Here is a 23,345-nt window from a genome sequence, read left to right on the forward strand (position 1 = left end):
GCCCAAAGGCATAATATGACCGACGATCCGGCCCTCTCCGGCCTCTCCGGCTCCATCGTCCACGATGACATCGTGCCCGCCCGCGCGCCATGGCTGCATCATGTGCGTAAGGGCGAAGTGCTCCGGATCGTCGATGTCGAGGGCAATCAGGCGGTGGATTTCCTGATCTATGCCGCCGCCGACGATGCCGAGCGTTACTCCGCGCAAGACACGGTCGCGGCGCAGGGCAACCTGTTTCTGCGCACCGGCACCGTGCTGCTTTCAAACGAGGGCAATCCGCTGATGACCATCGTCGACAGCGCAGTCGAATATCACGACACCATCGGCGGGGCCTGTTCCTGCGAAAGCAACACCTTGCGATACGGACATCACACGCGGCATCAACATGCGTGCGTTGACAATTTCCTCGAGGCAAACCTCACGCAAGGGCGCGGCAAGCGCGACATCGTCTCCAACATCAACTTCTTCATGAACGTGCCGGTCGAGGAAGACGGAACGCTCGGCATCGTCGACGGCATTTCCGCGCCGGGCCTGACGGTCGATCTGCGGGCGGAGATGGATGTGATCGTCGTTGTCTCCAACTGCCCGCAAATCAACAACCCCTGCAACGGCTTCAACCCGACCCCGGTGCGGATGATCGTGGCGGCATGAGGTTCGACTCCGTCCTCATCGCCAACCGGGGCGCGATCGCATCGCGGATCATCCGCACGGCGCGCGCGATGGGGCTGCGGACGGTGGCGGTCTATTCGGAGGCCGACGCGGGCTCGCTCCATGTCAGCGCGGCGGATGAAGCGGTTTGCATCGGGCCGGGCTCGGCGGCGCAGTCCTACCTGAATGTCGAGGCGATCCTCGCGGCGGCCAAGGCGACGGGGGCAGGGGCAATTCATCCAGGCTACGGCTTTCTCGCCGAAAACGCCGAGTTTGCGGAGGCCTGTGCGGCAGCGGGCATCGCCTTCATCGGACCGACCCCGCAGAACATCCGCACCTTCGGCCTCAAGCACTCGGCCCGCGCGCTGGCGAAGGCGCACGGATTGCCGCTCGCGCCCGGCACCGACCTGCTGACCGGCGAGGACGCGGCGGCAGAGGCAGCGGCGCGGATCGGCTATCCCGTGATGCTCAAGGCGACCGCCGGCGGCGGCGGCATCGGAATGCGCGTGTGCGAGAGCGAGGCGCAGGTGCGCGAGGGCTTCGCCGCAGTCGTGCGGCAGGGCGAGGCGAGCTTCGGCGATGCGGGCGTGTTCCTCGAACGCTACATCCCCCGCGCGCGGCACATCGAAGTGCAGATTTTCGGCGACGGCAAGGGCCGCGTCATGGCGTTGGGGGAACGGGATTGCTCGCTCCAGCGACGCAACCAGAAAGTCGTCGAGGAGGCCCCCGCGCCCTGCCTCTCCGACGCCAAGCGCAGCCAGCTGATCGCCGCCGCCGTGCGGTTGGGCGAGGCGGCGCAATACCTGTCCGCAGGGACGGTCGAATTCCTCTACGATGCGGCGCGCGAGGACTTCTTCTTCCTTGAAATGAACACCCGGCTGCAGGTCGAACACGGCGTCACCGAGGAGGTGATGGGGATCGATCTGGTGGAGTGGATGATCCGCGGCGCGGCGGGCGACTTCGCCATGCTCGATGCGCCCGCACCCATCCCCAAGGGCCATAGCGTGCAGGTGCGGCTCTACGCCGAAGATCCGGGACAGGATTATCGTCCCACCACCGGAACGCTCACCAAGGTCGCTTTCCCCGAAGCCATCCGCGCCGAAACCTGGGTGATGGCGGGTAGCGAGGTCAGTGCTTTTTACGATCCGATGCTGGCGAAGCTGATTACCCGCGCCGACACCCGCGAGGCAGCGATTGCGGCCATGCAGGCCGCGCTCGAGCAGTCCCGCATCGACGGGATCGAGACAAACCTGCGCTGGCTGCGCGAGGTTGTCCGGCACGAGGGCTTCACCAGCGGGAATGTGTCCACCCGCTTGCTCGAAGGCGTGAATTACCAGCGCCGTGCAATCCGCGTGATCGCCGGGGGCACTGCGACCTCGGTGCAGGACTGGCCGGGGCGGCTCGGGCTGTGGAACGTGGGCGTGCCCCCGAGCGGCCCGATGGACGACCTCTCCTTCCGGCTCGGCAACCGCATTCTCGGCAATCCCGAGGGCGCCGCCGGGCTCGAAGTCACCGCCAGCGGCCCGACATTGCTGTTCGAGAGCGCGGCGACCATCTGCCTTGCCGGTGCGGATTTCGGAGCCACGCTGGACGGTGTGGCGGTGCCGCGCGGGGAAGCGCTCCGCATCGACGCCGGGCAGACCCTTGCGATGGGCCGGGCGAGCGGCGGGGGGATGCGCGGCTACATCCTGATTGCGGGCGGGCTGGATGTGGTGCCCTATCTCGGCTCGGCGGCGACCTTTACCCTCGGCCAGTTCGGCGGCCATGCGGCGCGCGCGCTGGTGGCGGGCGACGTGCTGCATCTGGGCGACGAGCCGACCGGCACGCTCGAACCTGCGGAGCTCCCCGCGCTCACCCGGACATGGGAGCTGCGCGTCCTCTACGGCCCCCACGGCGCACCCGATTTCTTCACCGAGGACGACATCGCGCGCTTCCTCGATGCCGAGTGGCAGGTGCACTACAACTCCAACCGCACCGGCGTGCGTCTCGTTGGCCCCAAGCCCCAATGGGCGCGGCGCGACGGGGGGGAGGCGGGCCTGCATCCCTCGAACATCCATGATAACGCCTACGCCATCGGCGCGGTCGACTTTACCGGGGACATGCCGATCATTCTCGGGCCGGACGGCCCTTCGCTGGGCGGTTTCGTCTGCCCCTTCACCGTGATCGCCGAGGATCGCTGGAAGGTCGGGCAGTTGAGCCCCGACGACCGGGTGCGCTTCGTGCCCGTCAGCGTCACCGACACCGCTGCGCCGCGCGCCATCGCCGACCTCTCGCCGATCCTCGCAGAATTCCCTGCCACCGCCACCCGCCCTCGCACCACCTATCGTCAGCAGGGGGATCGCAACATCCTCGTCGAATATGGCGAGATCGTGCTCGACATCGAACTGCGCATCCGCATCCACGCGCTGATGCAGGCACTGGAGGCGATGGCACTCCCCGGGGTGATCGACATCACCCCCGGCATCCGCTCGCTGCAATTGCATTTCGATGGCGAGCGGCTCGATCAGGCAGGCGCGCTCGCCGCCTTGCAGCAGGCCGAGGAGGCGATGGGCGATCTTGCCGACTTCGAGGCTCCCTCGCGCATCGTCCACCTGCCCCTCAGTTGGCGCGATCCGGCGATCGTGGAGACCATTGCCAAATATGTCGGCACCGTACGCGACGATGCGCCGTGGTGCCCCGACAACATCGAATTCATCCGCCGCATCAACGGCCTTCCCGATGCCAAGGCGGTCGAGGATCTGATCTTCGATGCGAGCTACCTCGTGCTCGGGTTGGGCGATGTCTATCTCGGCGCGCCGGTCGCCACCCCGGTCGACCCGCGCCACCGGCTTGTCACCACCAAATACAACCCCGCGCGCACCTGGACCCCGCCCAATGTGGTGGGGATCGGCGGGGCGTATATGTGCATCTACGGGATGGAGGGGCCGGGCGGTTACCAGCTGTTCGGGCGCACCATTCAGGTCTGGAACACGCACCGTCAGACGCAGGATTTCACGCAAGGCAAGCCGTGGTTGCTGCGGTTCTTCGACCAGATCCGTTTCTTCCCCGTCTCGGCGGAGGAACTGGCCGAATGGCGGCGTGACTTCCCGCACGGGCGGCGCGCGATCCGCATCGAGGAGACGACCTTCCGCCTCGCCGATTACCGCGCCTTTCTGGCCGAGAATGCCGCCAGCATCGCCGATTTCGAAGCCACGCGGCAGGCCGCCTTCGATGCCGAACGCGCCGCGTGGGAGGCAAGTGGCGAGTTCGACCGGGTCAGCGAATTGCTCGGGGCGGATGGCGGCGCAGGCGAGGTCGCGGCCATCGACCTGCCCGAAGGCGCGGACCTCATCGAAGCGCCCTTTGGCGGAAGCGTGTGGAAGATGCTGGTGAGCCCCGGCGACGCGGTGGTGGAGGGCGATGTGATCGCGGTGATCGAGGCGATGAAGATGGAGTGCCCCTTCGAATCGCCTGCCAGCGGCACGGTGGAGGCGATCTATACCGGCGAGGGCCAGTCGCTCGCCCCCGGCGCGCCGATGCTGGCCTTGCGGAGGGCTTCGTGACCGGCTTCACCCGCCTTTCTGCCGGGGCCATCGCGGACGCCGTGAACAACGGCGCGACCGCAGCGCTGGACGTGATGGAGGCGACTCTCGCGCGCCTCGCCGCCTACGACGCGCATCAGCCGCAGGTTTGGATTAGCCGCGCCGAGCCCGAGGCCTTGCGCGCCGCCGCCCGCGCCATCGACGCGCGTGTTGCCGGGGGCGAGCGCCTGCCGCTCGCCGGAGTGCCCTATGCGGCCAAGGACAATATCGATGTGGCGGGGTTCGAGACCACCGCCGCCTGCCCCGCCTTCGCCTATCGCCCCGAGCGTTCGGCCACGGTGATCGCAAAGCTGGAAGCGGCGGGCGCGATCTGCGTGGGCAAGACCAATCTCGACCAGTTCGCCACCGGCCTTGTCGGCACGCGCAGCCCCTATGGCATTCCGCGCAACGCCTATAACCGCGACTATGTGAGCGGCGGGTCATCGTCCGGGAGCGCCGTAGCGACTGCGGCGGGGCTGGTGGCTTTCGCGCTGGGTACCGACACGGCAGGGTCGGGGCGGGTGCCGGCAGCGTTCAACCATCTTGTCGGCCTGAAGCCCAGCAAGGGGCGCTGGAGCACGCGCGGTCTGGTGCCCGCCTGCCGGACGCTCGATTGCATTACGGTGTTTGCCGATAGCCTCGGGGATGCAGCATTGGTCGATGGCGTGCTGGCGGGTTTCGACGCCGAGGATGCCTTCTCCCGCGCCCCGCAGGACGTCGCGCTGACGGTAAGGCGGATCGGCGTGCCGCGCGTGGACCAGCGGCAGTTCTTCGGCGATACGGAAGCGGAGTATCTCTACACCCGTGCGCTCGAAGCGCTGGCGCGGGAATGCGACTTGGTGGAGATCGACATCGACCCGCTGCTTGAGGCCGCACAGCTGCTCTACGGCGGCCCATGGGTGGCCGAGCGCACCGCCGCTATCGCACCGCTGCTGGAGAGCAATCCGCTCGCCATCGACCCCGTGGTGCGCGAGGTGATCGCGCCGGGTTCGGCGATGACGGCGACCGGGCTGTGGAACGGCATCTACCGCCTCGCCGAACTCCAGCGCCACGCCGAGGCGATGTGGGGCGAGGTCGATGCGCTCGCCTTCCCGACGACCGGGACCACCTATCGTGTAGCCGAGCTGCTCGAAGCGCCGGTGGCGCTCAACAGCAATCTCGGGCGCTACACCAATTTCGTGAACCTGTTGGATATGGCCGCGATCGCCGTCCCGGCGGGGTCGAAGTCCAACAGCACGGGCTTCGGGATCACCCTGATCGGCCCGGCCCATAGCGACAGAGCCCTGATCGCCCTTGCGGAGGCCTATCTGTCCGCAGCCGCCTTGCCACCCCCGCCATCGCTTGACCTTGGAGACCGTATGGAAACCATCAAACTCGCCGTCGTGGGCGCTCACCTCGAAGGCATGCCGCTGCACTGGCAACTGACCAGTCGCGGGGCGACCTTCGTCGGTGCCTTCACCACCGCGCCCAATTACCGCCTTTACGCGATGGCCGATTCCGTTCCGCCCAAGCCCGCTCTGGTTCACAGCGAAGACGGCGCTGCCATCGCGCTGGAGGTCTATGAGCTCGACACGGCAAGCTTCGGCAGCTTCGTCGCCGAGGTGCCTCCGCCGCTCGCGATCGGCACCGTTACGCTCGCCGATGGCAGCAGCGTCAAGGGCTTCGTCGCCGAGCCGCGCGCGCTGACGGGGGCGGAGGACATCACCCATCTGGGCGGCTGGCGCGCCTTTATCGCGTCACGGTGAAATGATGGCGGTGCAGCGGCACGACGGGCTGACGGCGGACGGCACCCCCGCGCCCGACGCGCTCGCCCGCCTGACCGCTGCGAAGGACGCGGCCGAGGCGGCGAACGAGGCCAAGACGCGTTTCCTCGCCAGCCTCGCCCACGAGATTCGCTCGCCCCTCAATGCGATCTACGGCTATGCCCAGCTGCTCGAACGCAGCGAAGGCACCGATCCGCTGGCCGCCGCGCGGGTGATCCGCCGCAGCGCCGAGCATCTCTCCAGCCTTGTCGAAGGCTTGCTCGACATCGCCCAGATCGAAGGCGGCGCGCTGACGCTGGCGCGCGAGGCGATCCGCTTTCCCGAGTTCCTCGATCAGCTGATCGACATGCTGCAATTGCAGGCACGGGCCAAGGGGTTGGCGCTGGCGCTCGATCGCCCGGCGGGCTTGCCCGAGTTCGTGAACACCGATCCCAGACGATTGCGGCAGGTGTTGATCAACCTCGTCACCAACGCGATCAAGTTCACCGATCAGGGCACGGTCACGCTCAGGGTCGAATACCGCAACCAGCTGGCAACCTTCAGCGTGATCGACACCGGGATCGGCATTGCGCCTGACGATGCGGAGCGGATCTTTGCGCCCTTCGAGCGCGTTGGCGATGCGCGGCCCGGTGTGGGGCTCGGCCTCGCGATCACGCAGGCGCTGGTGCATATCATGGGCGGCGAGATCACGGTGGAGAGCACGCCGGGCGAAGGATCGTGCTTCCGGGTGCGGCTGATGCTGTCGCAGCCGCTCAGCCCGCCGACCGAGCCCGCCCCGCCGGCGGGTGCGGTGACCGGCTATCTCGGACGCGAGCGCCGGGTGCTGCTGATCGACGATGATCCGGCGCACCTGGCGATGCTGCGCGGGTTGCTCGAACCGCTCGGCTTTCAACTGCACGAGACCGAAAATGGAGCGCGCGCGCTTGCTCTTGCCGCCGAGGTGCAGCCCGATCTGGTGCTGTGCGACGTGATGCTGGCGGGCGAGAACGGATGGGATATCGCCGCGCAATTGCGACGTCGCCACGGTGAGGCGCTCAGGATCGTGATGGTGTCGGGGGAAGGGCCGCTGTCGGCTCTTGCCCCGGCTGGCCTCCCGGCCAATGATGCTTTCGTGATGAAGCCCTTCGACTTTGCCGTGCTGCTCGACGTGATCGCCGCGCAACTGGGGCTGGAGTGGCTGCGCGTGGGCGGAGCGGCTCCGGCGGCCGCGGGCGCTGCGCCTTCGCCGCGCCTGCCGGTGGCGCTCGGCCCGCAGTTTGCCGCGCACGGGGCCGAGATCGCGCGGCTGGTGCGGATCGGCCATGTGCGCGGGCTGGAGGGCGCAATCGATGCGCTCGCCGCGCTCGCCCCCGAAGCCGCGCCGCTCGCCGACCGGATGCGAGCCGCGCTCGACCGGTTCGATCTCGCGGGGCTGGCAGCGCTCGCACAGGCGGTGGCGGATGATGCAGAATAGGGACTGCATCCTCGTCGTCGACGACAGCCCGGAATCGCTCCGCTTTCTCGTCGACACGCTCGAGGCCGAGGGCATGACCGTGCTGATCGCGCGCAGCGGCGAAGCGACGCTGGAGCTGCTCGGCGAAGTGCAGCCCGACCTCATCCTGATGGACGCCGTCATGCCCGGCATCAGCGGGATCGAGACGACCCGGGCGATCAAGCGCGATCCGGCCACCGCGCATATCCCCGTGATCTTCATCACCGGGCTGGGCGATCCCGATCATGTCGTCGCCGCGCTCGGCACCGGGGGCGTGGACTATGTCCGCAAGCCTGTGGTGATCGAGGAGCTGCTGGCGCGGATCCGGGTACATCTCGCCAATGCCCGCACCACCTACCGCTCGCGCCTCGCGCTGGGGTTGGCGGGGCGCAGTCTGGTGGCCATCGACGAGGATGGCGCGCCGGTGTGGTGCACGCCGCAGGCCGAGACTTTGCTGATGCGGATCGACCCGGACTGGACCCCGGAGCGCGCCGCCCTGCCGGACGCGCTGGCCACCGCCGTGCGCCAGCTGATCGCCGATCCGGGTCAGCCATCGGCCGCATCGCGTGTCACCGCAGGCGGGATCGAGATCGAGCTGGCGCTGGTCGAAGGCGACCGCCCGGGCGAGGTGCTGCTGCGCGTGACCGAACTCAGCGAGGACGGCAAGATTGAGACGCTGCAAAAGCAGGGCGGCCTCACCCGACGCGAAGCCGAAGTCCTGCTGTGGGTCAGCTACGGCAAGACCAACAAGACAATCAGCGAAATTTTGGGTATAAGCCCGCGCACGGTCAACAAGCATCTCGAACAGGTGTTTCGCAAACTCGGGGTGGAAACCCGCGCAGCCGCCACGGCAATTGCTGTCAGGCACATGACCGACTGATTGGGTCGTCTGCGGAATTACAGGTACTTACCACCGGGTCGCGCAAGTCTACGTCATTTGCCCACTTCCTCGCGCGCGCGCGGGCGGCTTGGCTCTTCATGACGCAGACAATCCTCCATTGCGCGACTGGAGCTAGGTATGGCCGGAACTCAGGTAGGCAAGCGGATTATCGGGGCCGACGCGCCCGTGATCGTGGGCTGGGAGAATATCGGCAAGGTCGAAGGCGGGCCGATCAAGCAGTTCGTGTTCACCTGGTTTCAGCCGGCGATGCTGATCGCGGCGATCCTGTTCTGGTATTATGCGCCCAACTGGCTGGCGGTCGCTTCCACCGCCATCGCGATCCGGCTGGGGTGGATGGTGCTGCTGCTGGCGCTCGAATGGGTCAATCCCCGTTACGAAAGCTGGCAGCTGACCTGGAAGGAATTCGCCACCGACGCTTTCTACGTCGCGCTAGGGATGACGTTCCTGCGCATGGTCGATGCCTATATCGGCGACGGTGCGATCATCGCCGCCGTGCAGGGCGCTTTCGACTGGAGCAAGTTCAGCTGGTTCACCGGCCTGCCGCTGCTGGTGCAGGCGATCCTGATCTCGATGATCTTTGACTTCGGTCAGTACTGGATGCACCGCGGAATGCACAACTGGTATCCGCTCTGGCTCGTCCACGCACCGCACCACTACATCACGCAGCTCAACATCAACAAGGGCGCGGTCGGCAATCCGATCGAGCTGTTCCTGATCGGGCTGGGGATCGGCGGGCTGTTCGATTTCCTCCCGCGCGCCTTCCTGCTGGCGGGCGCGATCAGCATGACCGTGGCAGTCTATCAGCATATCAACGTGCGCTTCAACACGCCGCGCTGGTGGCGCTACGTCTTCAACACGGTGGAGCATCACTCGGTCCACCACTCGCAGGATTACGAGGCAACCCGCAGCAATTACTCGGGCACCTGGATCATCTGGGACCGGATGTTCGGCACTTGCGTCGATGGCGAGGCCGAGGTGCTCGGCATGGAGGGCGGTCGCCGAATGCATATCGGCGAGACGATGGTGTTTCCTTTCCGCGAAGGCTGGCGGTCGACCAAGGCAGCCTGGGCGCGGCGGATGGGCAGGCGTCAGAAGATTGCGACGTCGCAACTGGAACCGGCCGAGTGAGCGGCCCGCCAGGCAGTCTTGCCGGTGAAACGCCCATGCCATGGGGGGCTTCCTCGCCCGAGCCCGAGACGCGTGGCGGCTTGTCCGCCATGAGAATACCGCTGATCGAGGCGATCTGGCGCGCGCGGGGCGATGTCCCGCTCGATCCGGCGCTATCGGATGCGGAGGTCTTCGCCCGGCTCGATCCGCTGCTGCGCACCCCCGGCACCACCATCGTGACCGAGGGCGCCATGTTGCGTTACGACAAGGACAACCCCGCCGCGCAGGACAAGTTTGCCACCTTCACGCGCGGGCGGTTGTGGATCGATCGGGCAGGGCAGGGCGCGGTGCTGCGCTTCGATCTGTTCAGCCACGCGCTGCTCTTGTGCTTCCTTGCGCCGCTGCTGTTCCTCGGCTTCGCGCAGATGGCGGTCGCGATCAACGGTTGGGAAGCGGCCAGCGGCGCGGCGTCCGAGGAAAAGAAAGCGGACGACAAGCCCAAGCCGGTCAAACAGCTCAACCCGGTCGATGAATTCCTCGGCGCGCCCGCGCCCGAGGATCCGAACGCGAAGAAGGACGAAAAGAAGGACGAAGGCCGCCATTCCCCGATCGAGGGCTATGTGCTGGCCGGCATCTTCTTCCTGATCTATCTCGTCGGGCGCTGGCTGGAGCCGTGGCTCGCCCGGCGGCGGCTGCGCGCTGCGCTGGCCGCGCCGCCTCCGATCTAGGAAAGCCGCGCGAAATTGGCGACGCCGGGTGCCGAGGGGCGCACGGATGGTGCCACACGCGGCGGTATCGCATCGGCGGGAGCGAGCAGCGCCGTGGCGGCGTGGACCTTGCCAAGCACTCCGCGATCCAGCGAATAGAACACCAGCTTGGCATCCTTGCGGGTCGTCACGAGACCGGCCTTGCGCAGCACGCCGAGCTGCTGCGACAGACCGGGCTGCGCGATCCCGGTCGCCTGCTCGATCTCGCCGACATTGCTTTCGCCCTCCGCCAGCGCGGTGAGGATGCGCCAGCGCAACGGGTGGGCGAGCGCCTTGAGCGCCTCGATCAGATCGTCCTCGCTCATCAGTCGCGCGCTCCGGTGTCGCGCAGGAACCAGCTGGTGGCATCATCAGCGCCGAACACCTCATCGAGATCGTGGCTCGGGCTTGCAAGCAGCGCTTCGCCCGGTTGCCAGTTGGCCGGTGCCAGCGCACTCTGCGCGTCGATGGCCTGAAGCCCGTCAAGGATGCGCAGCATCTCCGGGATCGAGCGGCCGAGATTGGCGGGATAGCAGGTCATCGCCCGGATCACGCCCTTGGGGTCAATGAAGAAGGTGGTGCGCACCGCCGCGCTGTCGCTGTCCTGCGCCGAGACCATGCCGAAGCCGCGGGCGATCACCAGCGTCGGGTCCTCGACGATCGGGAAGCGCACCTCCACGCCAAAGCGGTCGCGGATCATGCGCAGCCACGCGAAGTGCGAGAACAGGCTATCGACCGACAGGGCCATCAGCGCGCAATCGCGGCTTTCGAAAGCGGCGGCTTCGCGGGCGAGGGCGACGAATTCGGTGGTGCAGACCGGCGTGAAATCCGCCGGGTGCGAGAACAGCACCAGCCAGCGCCCGCGAAAGGAAGACAGCCGCACCGGGCCGATAGTGCTGCGCGCCTCGAAATCGGGTGCGATGTCTCCGATGCGGAGACCGGAACAGGGCGGCTGGGTGGCGGCGGGGTTGTCCATGAGCCTCTCATAGCACTTGACAGATCGATTGCAATACATATACACGATTTATGTAAATGAATGGAGATTACCCATGTCACAGGCTGATCCGGTTCTCGATGATGCCGCCCGGCAAGTGCTCCGGGCTGCGGGCGATGCCGCGCTGCACCCCGAAATTGCGAGCTTTTTCGATCCCGCGACCTTTACGGTGACCTACGTCGTCCACGATCCCGCGACCCGCGAGGCGGCGATTGTCGACTCGGTGCTCGATTTCGACCCCAACTCGGGCCGCACCGCGACGCTCTCCGCCGACAAGGTGATCGACCATGTCACTTCGCAAAATCTGAAAGTGACGTGGCTGCTGGAGACCCATGCCCACGCGGATCACTTCTCTGCCGCGCCCTATCTGCAGGAAAAGCTCGGCGGGAAGATCGCCATCGGGGCCGAGATCGTGACGGTGCAGAACGTCTTCGGGAAGCTGTTCAACGCGGGCACCGAGTTCGAGCGTGACGGATCGCAATTTGATCACCTGTTCAAGGACGGCGACACCTTCACCATCGGCAATCTGCCGGTGACAGTGATGCATGTCCCCGGCCATACGCCTGCCGACATCGCCTATGTGGTCGGCGACGCGGTGTTCACCGGCGACACCATGTTCATGCCCGATTACGGCACGGCCCGCGCCGATTTCCCCGGCGGCGACGCGCGCACGCTGTTCCGATCGCTGCGGCGCATCCTGTCGCTTCCGCCCGAGACGCGGCTGTTCATGTGCCACGACTATCTCCCCAAGGGCCGCACGACCTATGTGTGGGAGACCACCGTCGCCGCCGAGCGCGAGGGCAATATCCATGCGCATGACGGCATCACCGAAGACGAATTCGTGCAGATGCGCGAAGCGCGCGATGCGACGCTCGATATGCCGCGCCTGATCCTGCCCGCCGTGCAGGTCAACATGCGCGCCGGCCACCTGCCGCCGCCGGACGATAATGGTGTCACCTACCTCAAGATTCCGGTAAACGCGGTATGACGCTGCCGGGATTTCCTGATGCGGCCCCCTTGCCGGGACTGATCGGCGGTCTGCTGATCGGTCTCGCAGCGGCGCTGATGCTGTTGGGGGCGGGGCGGATTGCCGGGGTCTCCGGCATCGCGGCGCGCGCTTTCGGTCTTGCCGATAGTTCGTTGCCGCGCGTCGGGGCCTGGGCCTTCGTGATCGGCCTGCCGCTGGGCGCGCTGCTGGTAACGAGCCAGACCGCCGCGCCGACGCCCGGTTTCGCAAGTCCGGTGGTGCTGGTCATCGCGGGCCTGATCGTGGGCATCGGCACCCGGCTGGGGAGCGGCTGCACCAGCGGGCACGGCGTGTGCGGCATGAGCCGCCTGTCGCAGCGCTCGCTGGTGGCGGTGGCGACCTTCATGGCGACCGGCTTTGCCACCGTCGCGGCGATGAACGCGCTCGGCATCGCGGTGCTGCCATGATGCGCGCCATTCTCGTTCCGCTCGCATCGGGCACGATCTTCGGTGCCGGGCTGACCATCGGCGGCATGACGGACCCTGCGCGGGTGCGCGGATTCCTCGACCTGTTCGGCGACTGGGATCCGACGCTCGCCTTCGTGATGGGCGGGGCGGTGCTGGTGATGGCGCTGGCCTGGGCGGTGCAGCGCAAGATGCTGCGCCCGGTGTTCGCGGAGGGATTTGCGCTGCCCGACCGCAACGACCTAACCCCGCGCCTCGTCGGCGGATCGGCGCTGTTCGGGGTGGGCTGGGGGATCGCCGGGCTGTGCCCCGGCCCCGGCTTTGCCGCGCTGGCAATCGCGCCAGCCTCGGCGGCGATCTTCGTGGCGGCGATGCTGGCCGGAATGCTGCTGGTGCGGCTGATGGAAGGAACCGGATGATGGAACTCAAGGTGATCGATGAAACCCTGGCGGTTTCCGCGCAGATGCAGCCCGAAGAGCTGGCGGGTCTCGCGGAGCAGGGCTTTGCCGCGGTGATCTGCAACCGCCCCGATGGCGAGGAGCCGGGCCAGCCCCCGATCGAGGCGATGCGCGCAGCGGCGCAAGGCGCGGGCCTCGCCTTCCATCACATCCCTGTGGCGGGCGGGGTGTTCCCGCCCGCTGCGATTGCCGCCTTTGGCGCGATCCGTCGCGGCACGCCGGGCAAGGTGCTGGCCTATTGCCGCACCGGCACGCGCGCCGCGACGCTCGATGCGCTGGCCAATGTGCACGGCTTCAGCGTTGCCGAGCGGCTCGCTCATGCAGCCGCCGCCGGATACGACCTTTCCGGTCTGACCGAACGCATGGAAGCGGGCGGCTAGCGCCGCGCGCAAGGGAGGGATCGGACATGAGCAACACCAAGCATACAGTCGTCATCATCGGCGGCGGCGCGGCGGGGATCGCCACGGCAGCCTCGATGCTGAAGCGCCGTCCGGGGCTCGACATCGCGATCGTTGAGCCTTCGGACACCCACGCCTATCAGCCGGGCTGGACGATGGTCGGCGGCGGGGTGTTCGATGTCGCCACCACGCTTCGTTCGATGGCGAGCGTCATGCCGAAGGGCGTCACCTGGGTGAAGCAGGCCTGCGCCGGCTTTCGTCCCGAGGACAAGGCCGTCACCCTCGGCGACGGGAGCACGCTCACCTATGACGTGCTGATCGTCGCCCCCGGTATCCGGCTGGCATGGGAGAAAATCGCCGGGCTTGAGGCGACGCTCGGCCAGAATGGTGTCACCTCGAATTATCGCGCCGATCTCGCGCCCTATACGTGGGAGCTGGTGCAGGCGACGCGCGGCGGGCGGGCGATTTTCTCGCAGCCGCCGATGCCCATCAAATGCGCGGGCGCGCCGCAGAAGTCGATGTATCTCGCCTGCGATCACTGGCGGCGCGCGGGCGTGCTGGGCGATATCGAGGTGGAATTCCGCAATGCGGGCGCGGTGTTGTTCGGTGTGGCGGACTATGTCCCTGCGCTGATGGACTATGTCGGGAAATACGGCATCCATCTGCATCTCGGCAGCAATCTCGTCGCGGTCGATGGACCGGCGCGGCAGGCGACGTTCATGGCCGCCGAGGGCGAGGAGACGGTCGGCTTCGATATGCTCCACGTCGTCCCCCCGCAGGTCGCGCCGCAATTCCTTGCCGACAGTCCGTTGGCGGCGCCAAGCGGCTTTGCCGAGGTCGATCAGCACACGCTCCAGCACGTGCGATATCCCGATGTCTTCGGACTGGGCGATGCCGGGTCGATGCCCAATGCCAAGACCGCCGCCGCCGCGCGCAAGCAGGCGCCGGTGGTGGCGGTCAACGCGCTGCGCCAGCTCGATGGCAAGGGGCCGACGGCGGGATATGACGGTTATGGTTCGTGCCCGCTGACGGTCGAGCGCGGCAAGATCGTGCTTGCCGAATTCGCCTATGGCGGCAAGCTTGCGCCGAGCTTCCCCACATGGCTGGTGGACGGGACGAAGCCCGCGCGCCTGTCGTGGATGCTCAAGGCCGATCTGCTGCCGTGGATTTACTGGAACGGAATGCTCAAGGGCCGCGAATGGATGGCGGGGCCGGGCGGGCTGATCGCGCAATAGACCATGCTGGAGCGCTATTTCCCGATCCTCGCATGGGGCCGCAGCTATGATCGCCCCGCGCTGACCAGCGATCTGATGGCGGCGGTGATCGTCACCATCATGCTGATCCCGCAGAGCCTTGCCTATGCGATGCTCGCCGGGTTGCCGCCGGTGGTCGGGCTTTACGCCTCGATCCTGCCACTGTTCGCCTATGCCCTCTTCGGGACGAGCCGGACGCTGGCGGTGGGGCCGGTCGCGGTGGTCTCGCTGATGACGGCGAGCGCGGCTGGCGCGGTGGCGGCGCCGGGGACAGCGGAATATTGGCAGGCGGCGATCACGCTCGCCGCGCTGTCGGGCGTGATGCTGGTGGTGCTGGGGTTGCTGCGGCTGGGGTTCCTCGCGAACCTCCTGTCGCACCCCGTCATCAGCGGCTTCATTTCGGCCAGCGGCGTGCTGATTGCCACCAGCCAGCTGAAGCACATCTTGGGCGTCAAGGCCGGGGGCGAGACCTGGCCGGAGATGCTGGCGGGGCTGGCGCGGGCGATGGGTGACATCAACCCGGCAACGCTCGCCATCGGCATTCCTGCCACGCTGTTTCTGTTCTGGGTGCGCAAGGGATTGAAGCCCGCGCTGCAACGTCTTGGCCTTTCTCCACGCGCGGCGGACATGGCGGCCAAGGCCGGGCCGGTAGTGGCGGTGGCGCTGTCGATCCTCGCGGTGATCGGCTTCGGACTGGAGGGGCGGGGCGTTTCGGTGGTCGGCGCGATCCCCCAAGGCCTGCCGCCCTTCATGCTCCCTTCCGCCGACCTTGCGCTGATCGAGGCCTTGTGGGTGCCCGCGCTGCTGATCTCGGTGATCGGTTTCGTCGAGAGTGTCTCGGTCGCGCAGACTCTCGCGGCCAAGCGCCGCCAGCGGGTTGCGCCGGATCAGGAGCTTATCGGACTGGGGGCGAGCAATATCGCCAGCGCCCTGTCGGGCGGCTATCCGGTGACGGGCGGCTTTGCGCGCTCGGTGGTGAACTTCGATGCGGGCGCGCAGACCCCGGCGGCGGGGGCCTTCACCGCAATCGGCATCGCGCTCGCCAGCCTGTTTCTCACGCCGCTGCTCTTCAATCTGCCCAATGCGACGCTGGCGGCGACGATCATCGTCGCGGTGCTGAGCCTCGTCGATTTCAAGACCCCGCGCCTGCTGTGGGCCTATTCCAAGGCCGATTTCGCCGCCCATGCCGCGACCATCGCGGTCACGTTGCTGGCAGGAGTAGAGATGGGCGTGATCGCCGGGGTCGGCGTCGGCCTGCTGCTCTACCTGTGGCGCGCGAGCCGCCCCCACGCCGCCATCGTCGGGCGCGTGCCGGGCACCGAGCATTTCCGCAATGTCGAGCGGCACACAGTGCTCACCCTGCCGCATCTCCTCACGATCCGGGTGGACGAGAGCCTGACCTATCTCAACGCCCGCTGGCTGGAGGAATATGTGCTCGAACAGGTCGCCGAGCGCCCGGCCTTGCGGCATCTGGTGCTGATGTGCAGCGCAGTGAACGCGATTGATGCTTCGGGGCTGGAGAGCCTCGAGGCGATCAATCACCGGCTGGCCGATGGTGGCATCCGCCTGCACATGTCCGAAGTCAAAGGGCCGGTGATGGACCGTCTGAAGCGCAGCCATCTGCTGCACGACCTTTCAGGCAAGGTGTTCCTGTCGCAGGACAGCGCCTTTGCAGACCTTGCCCTAGACGATGGGACGCCGCTGGTACCGCCGGTCGCGGACGAAGCGCGGGGGTTGATCTGACTCTTGCCACATCAATTACAGATATATGATATTGATCGAGCGATTTTCGTCGGCCAGCGGCGATTTTCCAAAGCGAATTCGCCAATCATGCGAAATTTGGCAAAATCGATTTCATAAATTGAGTAATTGAATTATGCCCGACTCAGACGTGCTGCTACACCAATGCCACCCCAGCAAAGGAGTAAACGACATGAGCCTGCACATCGGCGACACCGCCCCCGACTTCACCGTGGAAACCACCACCGGCCCCATCAGTCTGCACGATTGGGCGGGCGATTCCTGGGTATTCTTCTTTAGCCACCCGGCTGACTTCACCCCCGTCTGCACCACCGAAATGGGCACCACCGCGCGGCTTGCCGCCGAATTCGACAAGCGCAATTGCAAGCCGCTCGGGCTGTCGACCGACACCGTTGAGGAGCACCTTGCTTGGGTCAAGGATGTCGACGAGACCCAGGGCGTAACCCTGGCCTTCCCGATCGTAGCGGACCCTGATCTCGAAATCGCCAAGCTTTACGACATGATCCACCCCGATCAGTCCGAGACTGCGGCGGTCCGTTCGGTGTTCATCATTGATCCGGCCAAGAAAATCCGTCTGACCATGACCTACCCGATGAGTGTGGGCCGCAATTTCGACGAGATTCTGCGCGTGATCGATAGCCTCCAGCTTGCCGACAGGTCGCGCATCGCGACGCCGGCCGACTGGCGCCCGGGCGACAAGGTCATCATCCCGCCGTCGATCCCGGACGAAAAGGCGAAGGAGATGTTCCCGCAGGGTTTCGAGACCATCAAGCCCTATTTGCGGATGGTTGAGGTCGTCTGATCCCCTTCTCCTTGTGCACCGCCGGACTCCTCACCCCCCGTCCGGCGGTGCAACTCTTTCCGCCGGAAACCGTATATGCGGTGCAGCCATTGCAATTGATCGCCGTAGCCAAGGGACTAGCTGCTAACCATGCTTGAGAACCTCGACGCCCTGCTGCTCGCCCGGATCCAGTTTGCCTTCACGGTGAGCTTCCACTTTTTTTTCCCGGCGTTTTCGATCGGGCTGGCAAGCTATCTTGCGGTGCTGGAGGGGCTCTGGCTCAAGACCGGCAAGTCGGTCTATCTCGACCTATTCAAATACTGGCTGAAGATCTTCGCTATCGCCTTTGCGATGGGTGTCGTCTCGGGCATCGTCATGTCCTACCAGTTCGGCACCAACTGGTCGGTGTTCTCGGACAAGGCCGGGCCGGTAATCGGGCCATTGATGGCTTACGAGGTGCTGACGGCCTTCTTCCTCGAAGCGGGCTTCCTCGGCGTGATGCTGTTCGGGATGAACAAGGTCGGCAAGAAGCTGCACTTCGCCGCGACGCTGATGGTCGCGCTGGGCACCTTCGTTTCGGCCTTCTGGATCCTGTCGGTGAACAGCTGGATGCAGACGCCCACGGGCTTTGAAATGGGCGCGAATGGACAATTCCTGCCGGGCGAAAGCTGGTGGGATATCGTGTTCAACCCGAGCTTCCCCTACCGCCTCGTCCACACGGTGATGGCGGCCTATCTCACCACCGCCTTCGTGGTCGGCGCGGTGGGTGCGTGGCACCTTCTGAAGGACCGCGCCAACCCGCACGCGCGCAAGATGTTCTCGATGGCGATGTGGATGGCGGCGATCGTCACTCCGGCGCAGATTTTTGCGGGCGACATGCACGGGCTCAACACGCTTGAACATCAGCCCGCCAAGGTCATGGCGATGGAGGGGCATTATCAGTCCCACCCCGAAGGCGCGCCGCTGATCCTGTTCGGTATCCCCGACAGCGAGGCGAAGACGGTGCGCTATGCCATCGAAATTCCCAAGGCTTCTTCGCTGATCCTCAAGCATGATCTGAACGCGCCGATGGCGGGGCTCGATACCATTCCCGATGACGAAGAGCCGCCCGTCGGCGTGGTGTTCTGGAGCTTCCGCGTGATGGTCGGCATCGGCTTTGCGATGCTGGGCATCGGGCTGTGGAGCCTGTGGGGGCGTTTCCGCAAACGGCTCTACGACATGCCCTGGCTGCACCGCGCGGCGGTGCTGATGGGGCCGTCCGGCTTTGCGGCGGTGCTTGCCGGGTGGATCACCACCGAAGTCGGTCGCCAGCCTTTCGTGATCTATGGCGTGCTGCGCACCGCCGACGCGGCCAGCCCGCTCGATGCGCCCGCCGTCGCGGCCTCGCTGCTGGCCTTCATCCTCGTCTACTTCACTGTCTTCGGCATCGGCGTGTGGTACATTACGCGCCTGATGAGCAAGCCGCCGCATCCGGGCGAATATGGCGTGAAGCGCGGCGATGTGGGCCCGATCCGCACCGCGGGCATCACCCCGGGCCCGACGCAGAATCCGGGCGGGGCGGAAACGCTCCCGACCGAGCGGCAGGGCGAAGAGGAGGACGCGTGATGGACCTCACCGTCATCTGGGCCTTCATCATCGCCTTCGCCGTCTTCGCCTATGTCGTGATGGACGGGTTCGACCTCGGCATCGGCATCCTCTTCCCGACCTTCCAGCCGGGGCGCGAGCGCGACCGCGCGATGAACTCGATCGCGCCGGTGTGGGACGGGAACGAGACATGGCTGGTGCTCGGCGGGGGCGGGCTGTTTGCCGCCTTCCCGCTGGCCTATGCGGTGATCCTGCCCGCCACCTATCCGCTGATCATCGCGATGCTGCTGGGGCTGGTGTTCCGCGGGGTCGCCTTCGAATACCGCTGGCGCGATCCGGCGCATCAGAGGTTCTGGGACATGGCCTTTACCGGCGGCAGCTTCGTCGCGGCGCTGGCGCAGGGGATGACACTGGGCGCGCTGCTGCAAGGGATCGAGGTCGAGGGCCGCGCCTATGCGGGAAGCTGGTTCGACTGGGCCACGCCCTACACCCTGCTGACCGGCCTCGGTACCGTGGCGGGCTATGCGCTGCTGGGGAGCACCTGGCTGATCTGGAAGCTCGACGGCGACGAGCAGGCTCATGCGCGAAAGCTCGCGGTGCGCGCCGCAATCGCCACCATCGTGCTGATGGGCGCGGTGAGCCTCTACAACGTCACGCTCAACGCCGAATATGCCGCGCACTGGCTGACCGCGCCGGAAGTCTACTACGTCGCGCCGGTGCCGATCGTCACCGGGATCATCGCGCTCTCGATGCTGCGGGCGATCACGCGCGAGCGCAATTCCAAGCCCTTCTGGCTGGCGCTGGCCCTGTTCTTCCTTGGCATGGCGGGGCTGGGGGTGACGATCTGGCCCTATGTCGTGCCGCCCGGCCTCACCATCTGGGACGCCGCCGCGCCCGAGCGCAGCCAGATCTTCATGCTGGTGGGCGTGGCGATCACCATGCCGCTGATCATCGCCTACACCGCCTGGGCCTATTGGGTGTTCCGCGGCAAGGTGGCGGACGAGGGATACCATTGATGCTGGCGCCGCCTGAGCGACCGCCGGAAGGCCCCCTCTGGCAGCGCCTCCTTTGGATGGCGGGCATCTGGGCGGCAAGCGTCGCGGTGCTTGGCGCGGTGGCCTATATTATCCGCCTGTGGATCGCTCCGTGAGCGTCAAGGTGTGGTACGACGGCGCCTGTCCGCTGTGCCTGCGCGAGATCGCGCTGATGCGGCGGCTCGACCGGCGCGGGCGGATCACCTTCATCGATGTGGCAACTGGGAGTGACCCGTCCTGCCCCGTCGACCGTGCGCAGCTGCTCGCCCGCTTCCATGCCGAAGAGAATGGCATCATCCACGACGGCGCGGCGGCCTTTGCGGCGCTGTGGCGCGCCATTCCGCTGCTGCGCCCGCTCGGGCTGGCGGCACGGAACGGCACCGTGCTGCGGTTGCTCGAAGGGGCCTATGTCCGCTTCCTTAGGTTTCGGCCCCGGCTGCAACGCCTCTTCACCTAGAAAGCGCTTGCCCTGACCGCCTGCATCGTCTGAATTCCCGTCAAACAGAAACGGGAGAGAACGCCGCCATGACCTATTTCGGCGCGATGCAGAACGAAATCTACAACGCCGGTCTGCGCGGCATCCTGCCCACCTTCCCAGTCGATTTCGCCACGCTCGAACAGCGCGCGCATCAGGCGCTAGGGCCGAGCCTCACCAATTATGTCGCGGGTGGCTGCGGGGACGAACACACGCAGGACCAGAACGCCGCGGCCTTCCACCACTGGGGGATGGTGCCGCGCATGATGGTTGATTGCGCGACGCGCGACCTGTCGATCGAGCTGTTCGGCCACACCTACCCGACCCCGCTGTTCATGGCCCCCATCGGCCTCAATGGCGAGGCCTCGCAAGACCGCCACGGTGACATGGCCGCCGCCCGCGCCTCGGCGATGACGGGGGTGCCGTTCTGCGCTTCGACCCTCGCCAATGATCCGCTGGAGGATGTGAAGGCAGCCTGCGGGGATTCGCCCGCCTGGTTTCAGCTCTACACGCCGAAGAACAGGGAACTGGCGGAAAGCCTGATCCGCCGTGCCGAGGATGCGGGTTACAAGGCGCTGGTGGTGACGCTGGATACGTGGGTCACAGGCTGGCGCCCGCGTGATCTCAATGCCTCGAACTTCCCGCAGTTGCGCGGCAAGGTGCTGCAAAACTACTTCACCGACCCCGTCTTCCGCTCGCTGCTCGCCAAGCCGCCCGAGGAAGATCCGGCGGCGGCGATCTTCACCTGGGCGGCGACCTTCGGGCAGGTGCTGACGTGGGACGACATGGCGTGGTTCAAATCGGTGACGAAGCTGCCGATTGTGCTCAAGGGCATCTGCCACCCCGATGATGCGCACCGCGCGGTCGATACCGGGGCGGATGCGGTCTATTGCTCCAATCACGGCGGGCGGCAGGCCAATGGCGGGATCGCGACCATCGACCTGCTCGCCGATGTGGTCGCGGCGGCGGGTGATACCCCGGTGCTGTTCGACAGCGGAATCCGCTCGGGCACCGATGCGGTCAAGGCGCTGGCGATGGGCGCGCGCGCGGTCGGCGTGGGGCGGCCCTATACCTATGGCCTCGCGCTGGGCGGGGCCGAGGGCGCGGCTTGGGTGCTGCGCTCGATCCTTGCCGAGGCGGATTTGTTGATGGCGGTCAACGGTTACCCGACGCTCGCCGATGTCCGCGCCGCCGGAGTGCGCCGCACCGACCGTTAGGCATATCGATATCCCCGTTCGGCCGTTGACCCCATCTTAAGGATTTCCGCGCAGAAAGGCTTTAGGACTCGTTTTATCCACAGGTTTGGTGTTAGCTCACGCGACATAAAAAGCCGCCGATTCGGGGACGCAACGATGGAAAAGCCGACTATCTGGTCCAGCGGACCGGATCCCATGCGCCGCACTGTTTGCCTTTCGAACGAACATTCGCGCCGCGCGCGTTATGGACGCATCCAGCCGATGCAATCGCGCCAGTCCTTTATCGAACGTCTCGCCAGCCTGATCGCCTGAGCGCGCGCGCGGCGGCCTAGCCGCCCGCTTTCGCCAGCATCACCAGCTTGGTGTCGGTGAAGGCGAGGTAGCCTTCCTCGCCCCCTTCCGAACCGAACCCGCTGTCGCCGACCCCGCCGAAGGGGGTTTCGGGCGAGGACACGATCAGTTGGTTGATCCCCACCATCCCCGCACGCAGGCTGCGCCCGAGGTAATGCGCCTCGTCGAGATCGCCGGAAAAGGCATAGGCGGCAAGGCCATAACGCAGCGAATTGGCGATCCCGACCGCATCCTCGATGGTGTCGAACGGCACGATCCCGGCGATAGGGCCGAAGGGCTCTTCGGTCATGAAGCGGCTGTCGGGGGCGGGGTTGGCGATGACCGTGGGCTGGAAGAAAAAGCCCTTGCCCGCAATCGCCGACCCGCCGGTGACGACCTCGCCGCGATTGCCTCCGGCATCGGCCACCACCGCCTCCATCGCCGCCACCCGGCGTGCGTGGGCAAGCGGGCCCATGTCGACGCTCTCGTCCGCGCCTGCATCGCCCACCTTGAGCTTCGCGGTGCGTTCGGCAAATTCGGCGACGAAGCGGTCATAGACCTCGCGCGCGACCAAGAAGCGCGTGGGCGACACGCAGACCTGCCCGGCGTTGCGGAACTTGGTGGCGGCGCACATCGCCACCGCGCGGTCGATATCGGCGTGCTTGCTGACGATCACCGGGGCATGGCCGCCCAGCTCCGGGGTGAAGCGCTTCATGTGCGAGGCCGCCAGCGCGCCCAGCTGTTTGCCGATCGCGGTCGATCCGGTGAAGCTGACCTTGCGCGTCACGGGAGAGACGATCAGGTGCTCCGACACCGGGCCGGGATCGCCATAGATGAGGTTGAGCACGCCCGCCGGCAGTCCGGCATCGACAAAGCATTCGACCAGCAGTTGCGCCGAGGCAGGGGTGTTCTCGGCCGGTTTGAAAATCGCGGTGCAGCCGGCCGCCAGCGCGCCGCCGATCTTCTTGGCGGGCAGGTTGACCGGGAAGTTCCAAGGGGTGAGCAGCACCGCCGGGCCGATCGGTTCATGCGTCACCATCTGCGCAATCAACTGGTTGCCGCGCGTCGGGATCAGCCGCCCGCCGCGCCGCTTGGCTTCCTCGCCGAGGAAATCGAGCGTGTCGGCGGCCGAGGTGATCTCCCCCACGGCCTGCGCGCGCGGCTTGCCCATTTCGGCGGTGACCACGCGCGCGATCATGTCGGCCCGCTCGCGCATCAGATCGGCGGCGCGGCGCAGGATCCTGTGACGCTCGGCCCCTGCGGTCCGGCTCCAGCCCTCGAAGGCATCGCCCGCTGCCTTCAAGGCCGCGTCGAGCTGCGCGGGCGAGGCCTTGGGGCACTGGCCCAGCTCCGCCTCGGTCGCCGGGTTCACCACCACCATCGTCCCGGCCTCGCCTGCGGCGATCCACTCGCCGTTGATGAGCATCTTGAGGGTGGGGTAGGCAGTCATGACA

At 66.6% G+C, this 23,345-nt stretch carries 22 protein-coding genes; 19 read left to right on the top strand and 3 right to left on the bottom strand.

The genetic code is table 11. The annotated features are described in order from the left end of the window. Positions 1 to 15 precede the first annotated feature (15 nt). From E2E27_RS08290 to E2E27_RS08320, 7 genes are all read left to right on the top strand, one after another. A complete protein-coding gene (locus E2E27_RS08290; protein ID WP_141458500.1) occupies positions 16 to 651 on the top strand; it encodes an urea amidolyase associated protein UAAP2 in 636 nt (211 codons plus the stop codon). Beyond that, a complete protein-coding gene (uca, locus tag E2E27_RS08295; protein WP_141458501.1) occupies positions 648 to 4,190 on the top strand; it encodes an urea carboxylase in 3,543 nt (1,180 codons plus the stop codon). The genes E2E27_RS08290 and uca overlap by 4 nt, the downstream gene beginning before the upstream one ends. Then, entirely contained in the window at positions 4,187 to 5,953 is a 1,767-nt protein-coding gene (gene atzF / locus E2E27_RS08300) for an allophanate hydrolase (protein WP_141458502.1), read from the top strand. The genes uca and atzF overlap by 4 nt, the downstream gene beginning before the upstream one ends. Position 5,954: 1 nt before the next feature. Further along, positions 5,955 to 7,424 carry an ATP-binding response regulator gene (locus tag E2E27_RS08305; RefSeq protein ID WP_141458503.1) on the top strand — a complete coding sequence of 490 codons (1,470 nt, stop codon included), beginning with the start codon at positions 5,955 to 5,957 and terminating at the stop codon, positions 7,422 to 7,424. Beyond that, positions 7,411 to 8,322 (top strand): response regulator, encoded by a 912-nt coding sequence (locus E2E27_RS08310; RefSeq protein ID WP_353653637.1) that lies wholly within the window; start codon positions 7,411 to 7,413, stop codon positions 8,320 to 8,322. Before E2E27_RS08305 ends, E2E27_RS08310 begins: the two co-directional genes overlap by 14 nt. 138 nt (positions 8,323 to 8,460) lie before the next feature. Beyond that, positions 8,461 to 9,471: a sterol desaturase family protein gene (locus E2E27_RS08315; protein ID WP_141458504.1), complete on the top strand. Its 1,011-nt coding sequence runs from the start codon at positions 8,461 to 8,463 to the stop codon at positions 9,469 to 9,471. 89 nt (positions 9,472 to 9,560) lie between these two features. Further along, positions 9,561 to 10,178, top strand: a complete 618-nt coding sequence (locus E2E27_RS08320; protein ID WP_141458505.1) for a hypothetical protein — start codon at positions 9,561 to 9,563, stop codon at positions 10,176 to 10,178. On the opposite strand, the gene E2E27_RS08325 is transcribed toward E2E27_RS08320, so the two are convergent. Further along, positions 10,175 to 10,522: an ArsR/SmtB family transcription factor gene (locus tag E2E27_RS08325; protein ID WP_141458506.1), complete on the bottom strand. Its 348-nt coding sequence runs from the start codon at positions 10,520 to 10,522 to the stop codon at positions 10,175 to 10,177. The two genes, E2E27_RS08320 and E2E27_RS08325, sit on opposite strands and share 4 nt — an antisense overlap. Further along, positions 10,522 to 11,172 carry a peroxiredoxin gene (locus tag E2E27_RS08330; RefSeq protein WP_141458507.1) on the bottom strand — a complete coding sequence of 217 codons (651 nt, stop codon included), beginning with the start codon at positions 11,170 to 11,172 and terminating at the stop codon, positions 10,522 to 10,524. Before E2E27_RS08330 ends, E2E27_RS08325 begins: the two co-directional genes overlap by 1 nt. 73 nt (positions 11,173 to 11,245) lie before the next feature. On the opposite strand from E2E27_RS08330, the gene E2E27_RS08335 reads away from it, so the two are divergent. The 12 genes from E2E27_RS08335 to E2E27_RS08390 all read left to right on the top strand — a co-directional run bounded on the left by E2E27_RS08335 (position 11,246) and on the right by E2E27_RS08390 (position 21,582). Beyond that, positions 11,246 to 12,178: an MBL fold metallo-hydrolase gene (locus E2E27_RS08335; RefSeq protein ID WP_141458508.1), complete on the top strand. Its 933-nt coding sequence runs from the start codon at positions 11,246 to 11,248 to the stop codon at positions 12,176 to 12,178. After that, positions 12,175 to 12,624, top strand: coding sequence for a YeeE/YedE family protein (locus E2E27_RS08340; protein ID WP_141458509.1), 450 nt, complete (start codon positions 12,175 to 12,177; stop codon positions 12,622 to 12,624). The genes E2E27_RS08335 and E2E27_RS08340 overlap by 4 nt, the downstream gene beginning before the upstream one ends. Then, positions 12,621 to 13,040, top strand: a complete 420-nt coding sequence (locus E2E27_RS08345; protein WP_141458510.1) for a DUF6691 family protein — start codon at positions 12,621 to 12,623, stop codon at positions 13,038 to 13,040. The genes E2E27_RS08340 and E2E27_RS08345 overlap by 4 nt, the downstream gene beginning before the upstream one ends. Continuing rightward, entirely contained in the window at positions 13,037 to 13,459 is a 423-nt protein-coding gene (locus tag E2E27_RS08350; protein ID WP_199799103.1) for a protein tyrosine phosphatase family protein, read from the top strand. The genes E2E27_RS08345 and E2E27_RS08350 overlap by 4 nt, the downstream gene beginning before the upstream one ends. Positions 13,460 to 13,485: 26 nt before the next feature. Beyond that, the gene (locus tag E2E27_RS08355) at positions 13,486 to 14,712 is read left to right on the top strand and encodes an NAD(P)/FAD-dependent oxidoreductase (protein ID WP_141458511.1); all 1,227 of its coding nucleotides are present in this window, start codon (positions 13,486 to 13,488) and stop codon (positions 14,710 to 14,712) included. Positions 14,713 to 14,715: 3 nt separating this feature from the next. Continuing rightward, complete coding sequence (locus E2E27_RS08360) at positions 14,716 to 16,473, top strand: SulP family inorganic anion transporter (protein WP_141458512.1); 1,758 nt, start codon at positions 14,716 to 14,718, stop codon at positions 16,471 to 16,473. 190 nt (positions 16,474 to 16,663) lie between these two features. Next, positions 16,664 to 17,293, top strand: coding sequence for a peroxiredoxin (locus tag E2E27_RS08365; RefSeq protein WP_141458513.1), 630 nt, complete (start codon positions 16,664 to 16,666; stop codon positions 17,291 to 17,293). 129 nt (positions 17,294 to 17,422) lie between these two features. Next, positions 17,423 to 18,877, top strand: a complete 1,455-nt coding sequence (locus E2E27_RS08370; protein WP_141458514.1) for a cytochrome ubiquinol oxidase subunit I — start codon at positions 17,423 to 17,425, stop codon at positions 18,875 to 18,877. Next, positions 18,877 to 19,872: a cytochrome d ubiquinol oxidase subunit II gene (cydB, locus tag E2E27_RS08375; protein WP_141458515.1), complete on the top strand. Its 996-nt coding sequence runs from the start codon at positions 18,877 to 18,879 to the stop codon at positions 19,870 to 19,872. Before E2E27_RS08370 ends, cydB begins: the two co-directional genes overlap by 1 nt. Before the next feature lie 56 nt (positions 19,873 to 19,928). Further along, positions 19,929 to 20,006 carry a hypothetical protein gene (locus E2E27_RS19280; RefSeq protein WP_502705540.1) on the top strand — a complete coding sequence of 26 codons (78 nt, stop codon included), beginning with the start codon at positions 19,929 to 19,931 and terminating at the stop codon, positions 20,004 to 20,006. Positions 20,007 to 20,062: 56 nt separating this feature from the next. Beyond that, the gene (locus E2E27_RS08385) at positions 20,063 to 20,347 is read left to right on the top strand and encodes a DCC1-like thiol-disulfide oxidoreductase family protein (RefSeq protein WP_234036258.1); all 285 of its coding nucleotides are present in this window, start codon (positions 20,063 to 20,065) and stop codon (positions 20,345 to 20,347) included. Between the two features lie 68 nt (positions 20,348 to 20,415). Beyond that, positions 20,416 to 21,582 (top strand): alpha-hydroxy-acid oxidizing protein, encoded by a 1,167-nt coding sequence (locus E2E27_RS08390; RefSeq protein WP_141458518.1) that lies wholly within the window; start codon positions 20,416 to 20,418, stop codon positions 21,580 to 21,582. A 307-nt stretch (positions 21,583 to 21,889) separates the two neighbouring features. Here the strand turns inward: E2E27_RS08390 and E2E27_RS08395 are convergent, their stop codons facing one another. After that, entirely contained in the window at positions 21,890 to 23,341 is a 1,452-nt protein-coding gene (locus tag E2E27_RS08395) for an NAD-dependent succinate-semialdehyde dehydrogenase (RefSeq protein WP_141458519.1), read from the bottom strand. Between the last annotated feature and the right edge of the window lie 4 nt (positions 23,342 to 23,345).

It is taken from the genome of Porphyrobacter sp. YT40 (assembly GCF_006542605.1).
In the GTDB taxonomy this organism is placed as follows: Bacteria; Pseudomonadota; Alphaproteobacteria; order Sphingomonadales; family Sphingomonadaceae; genus Erythrobacter.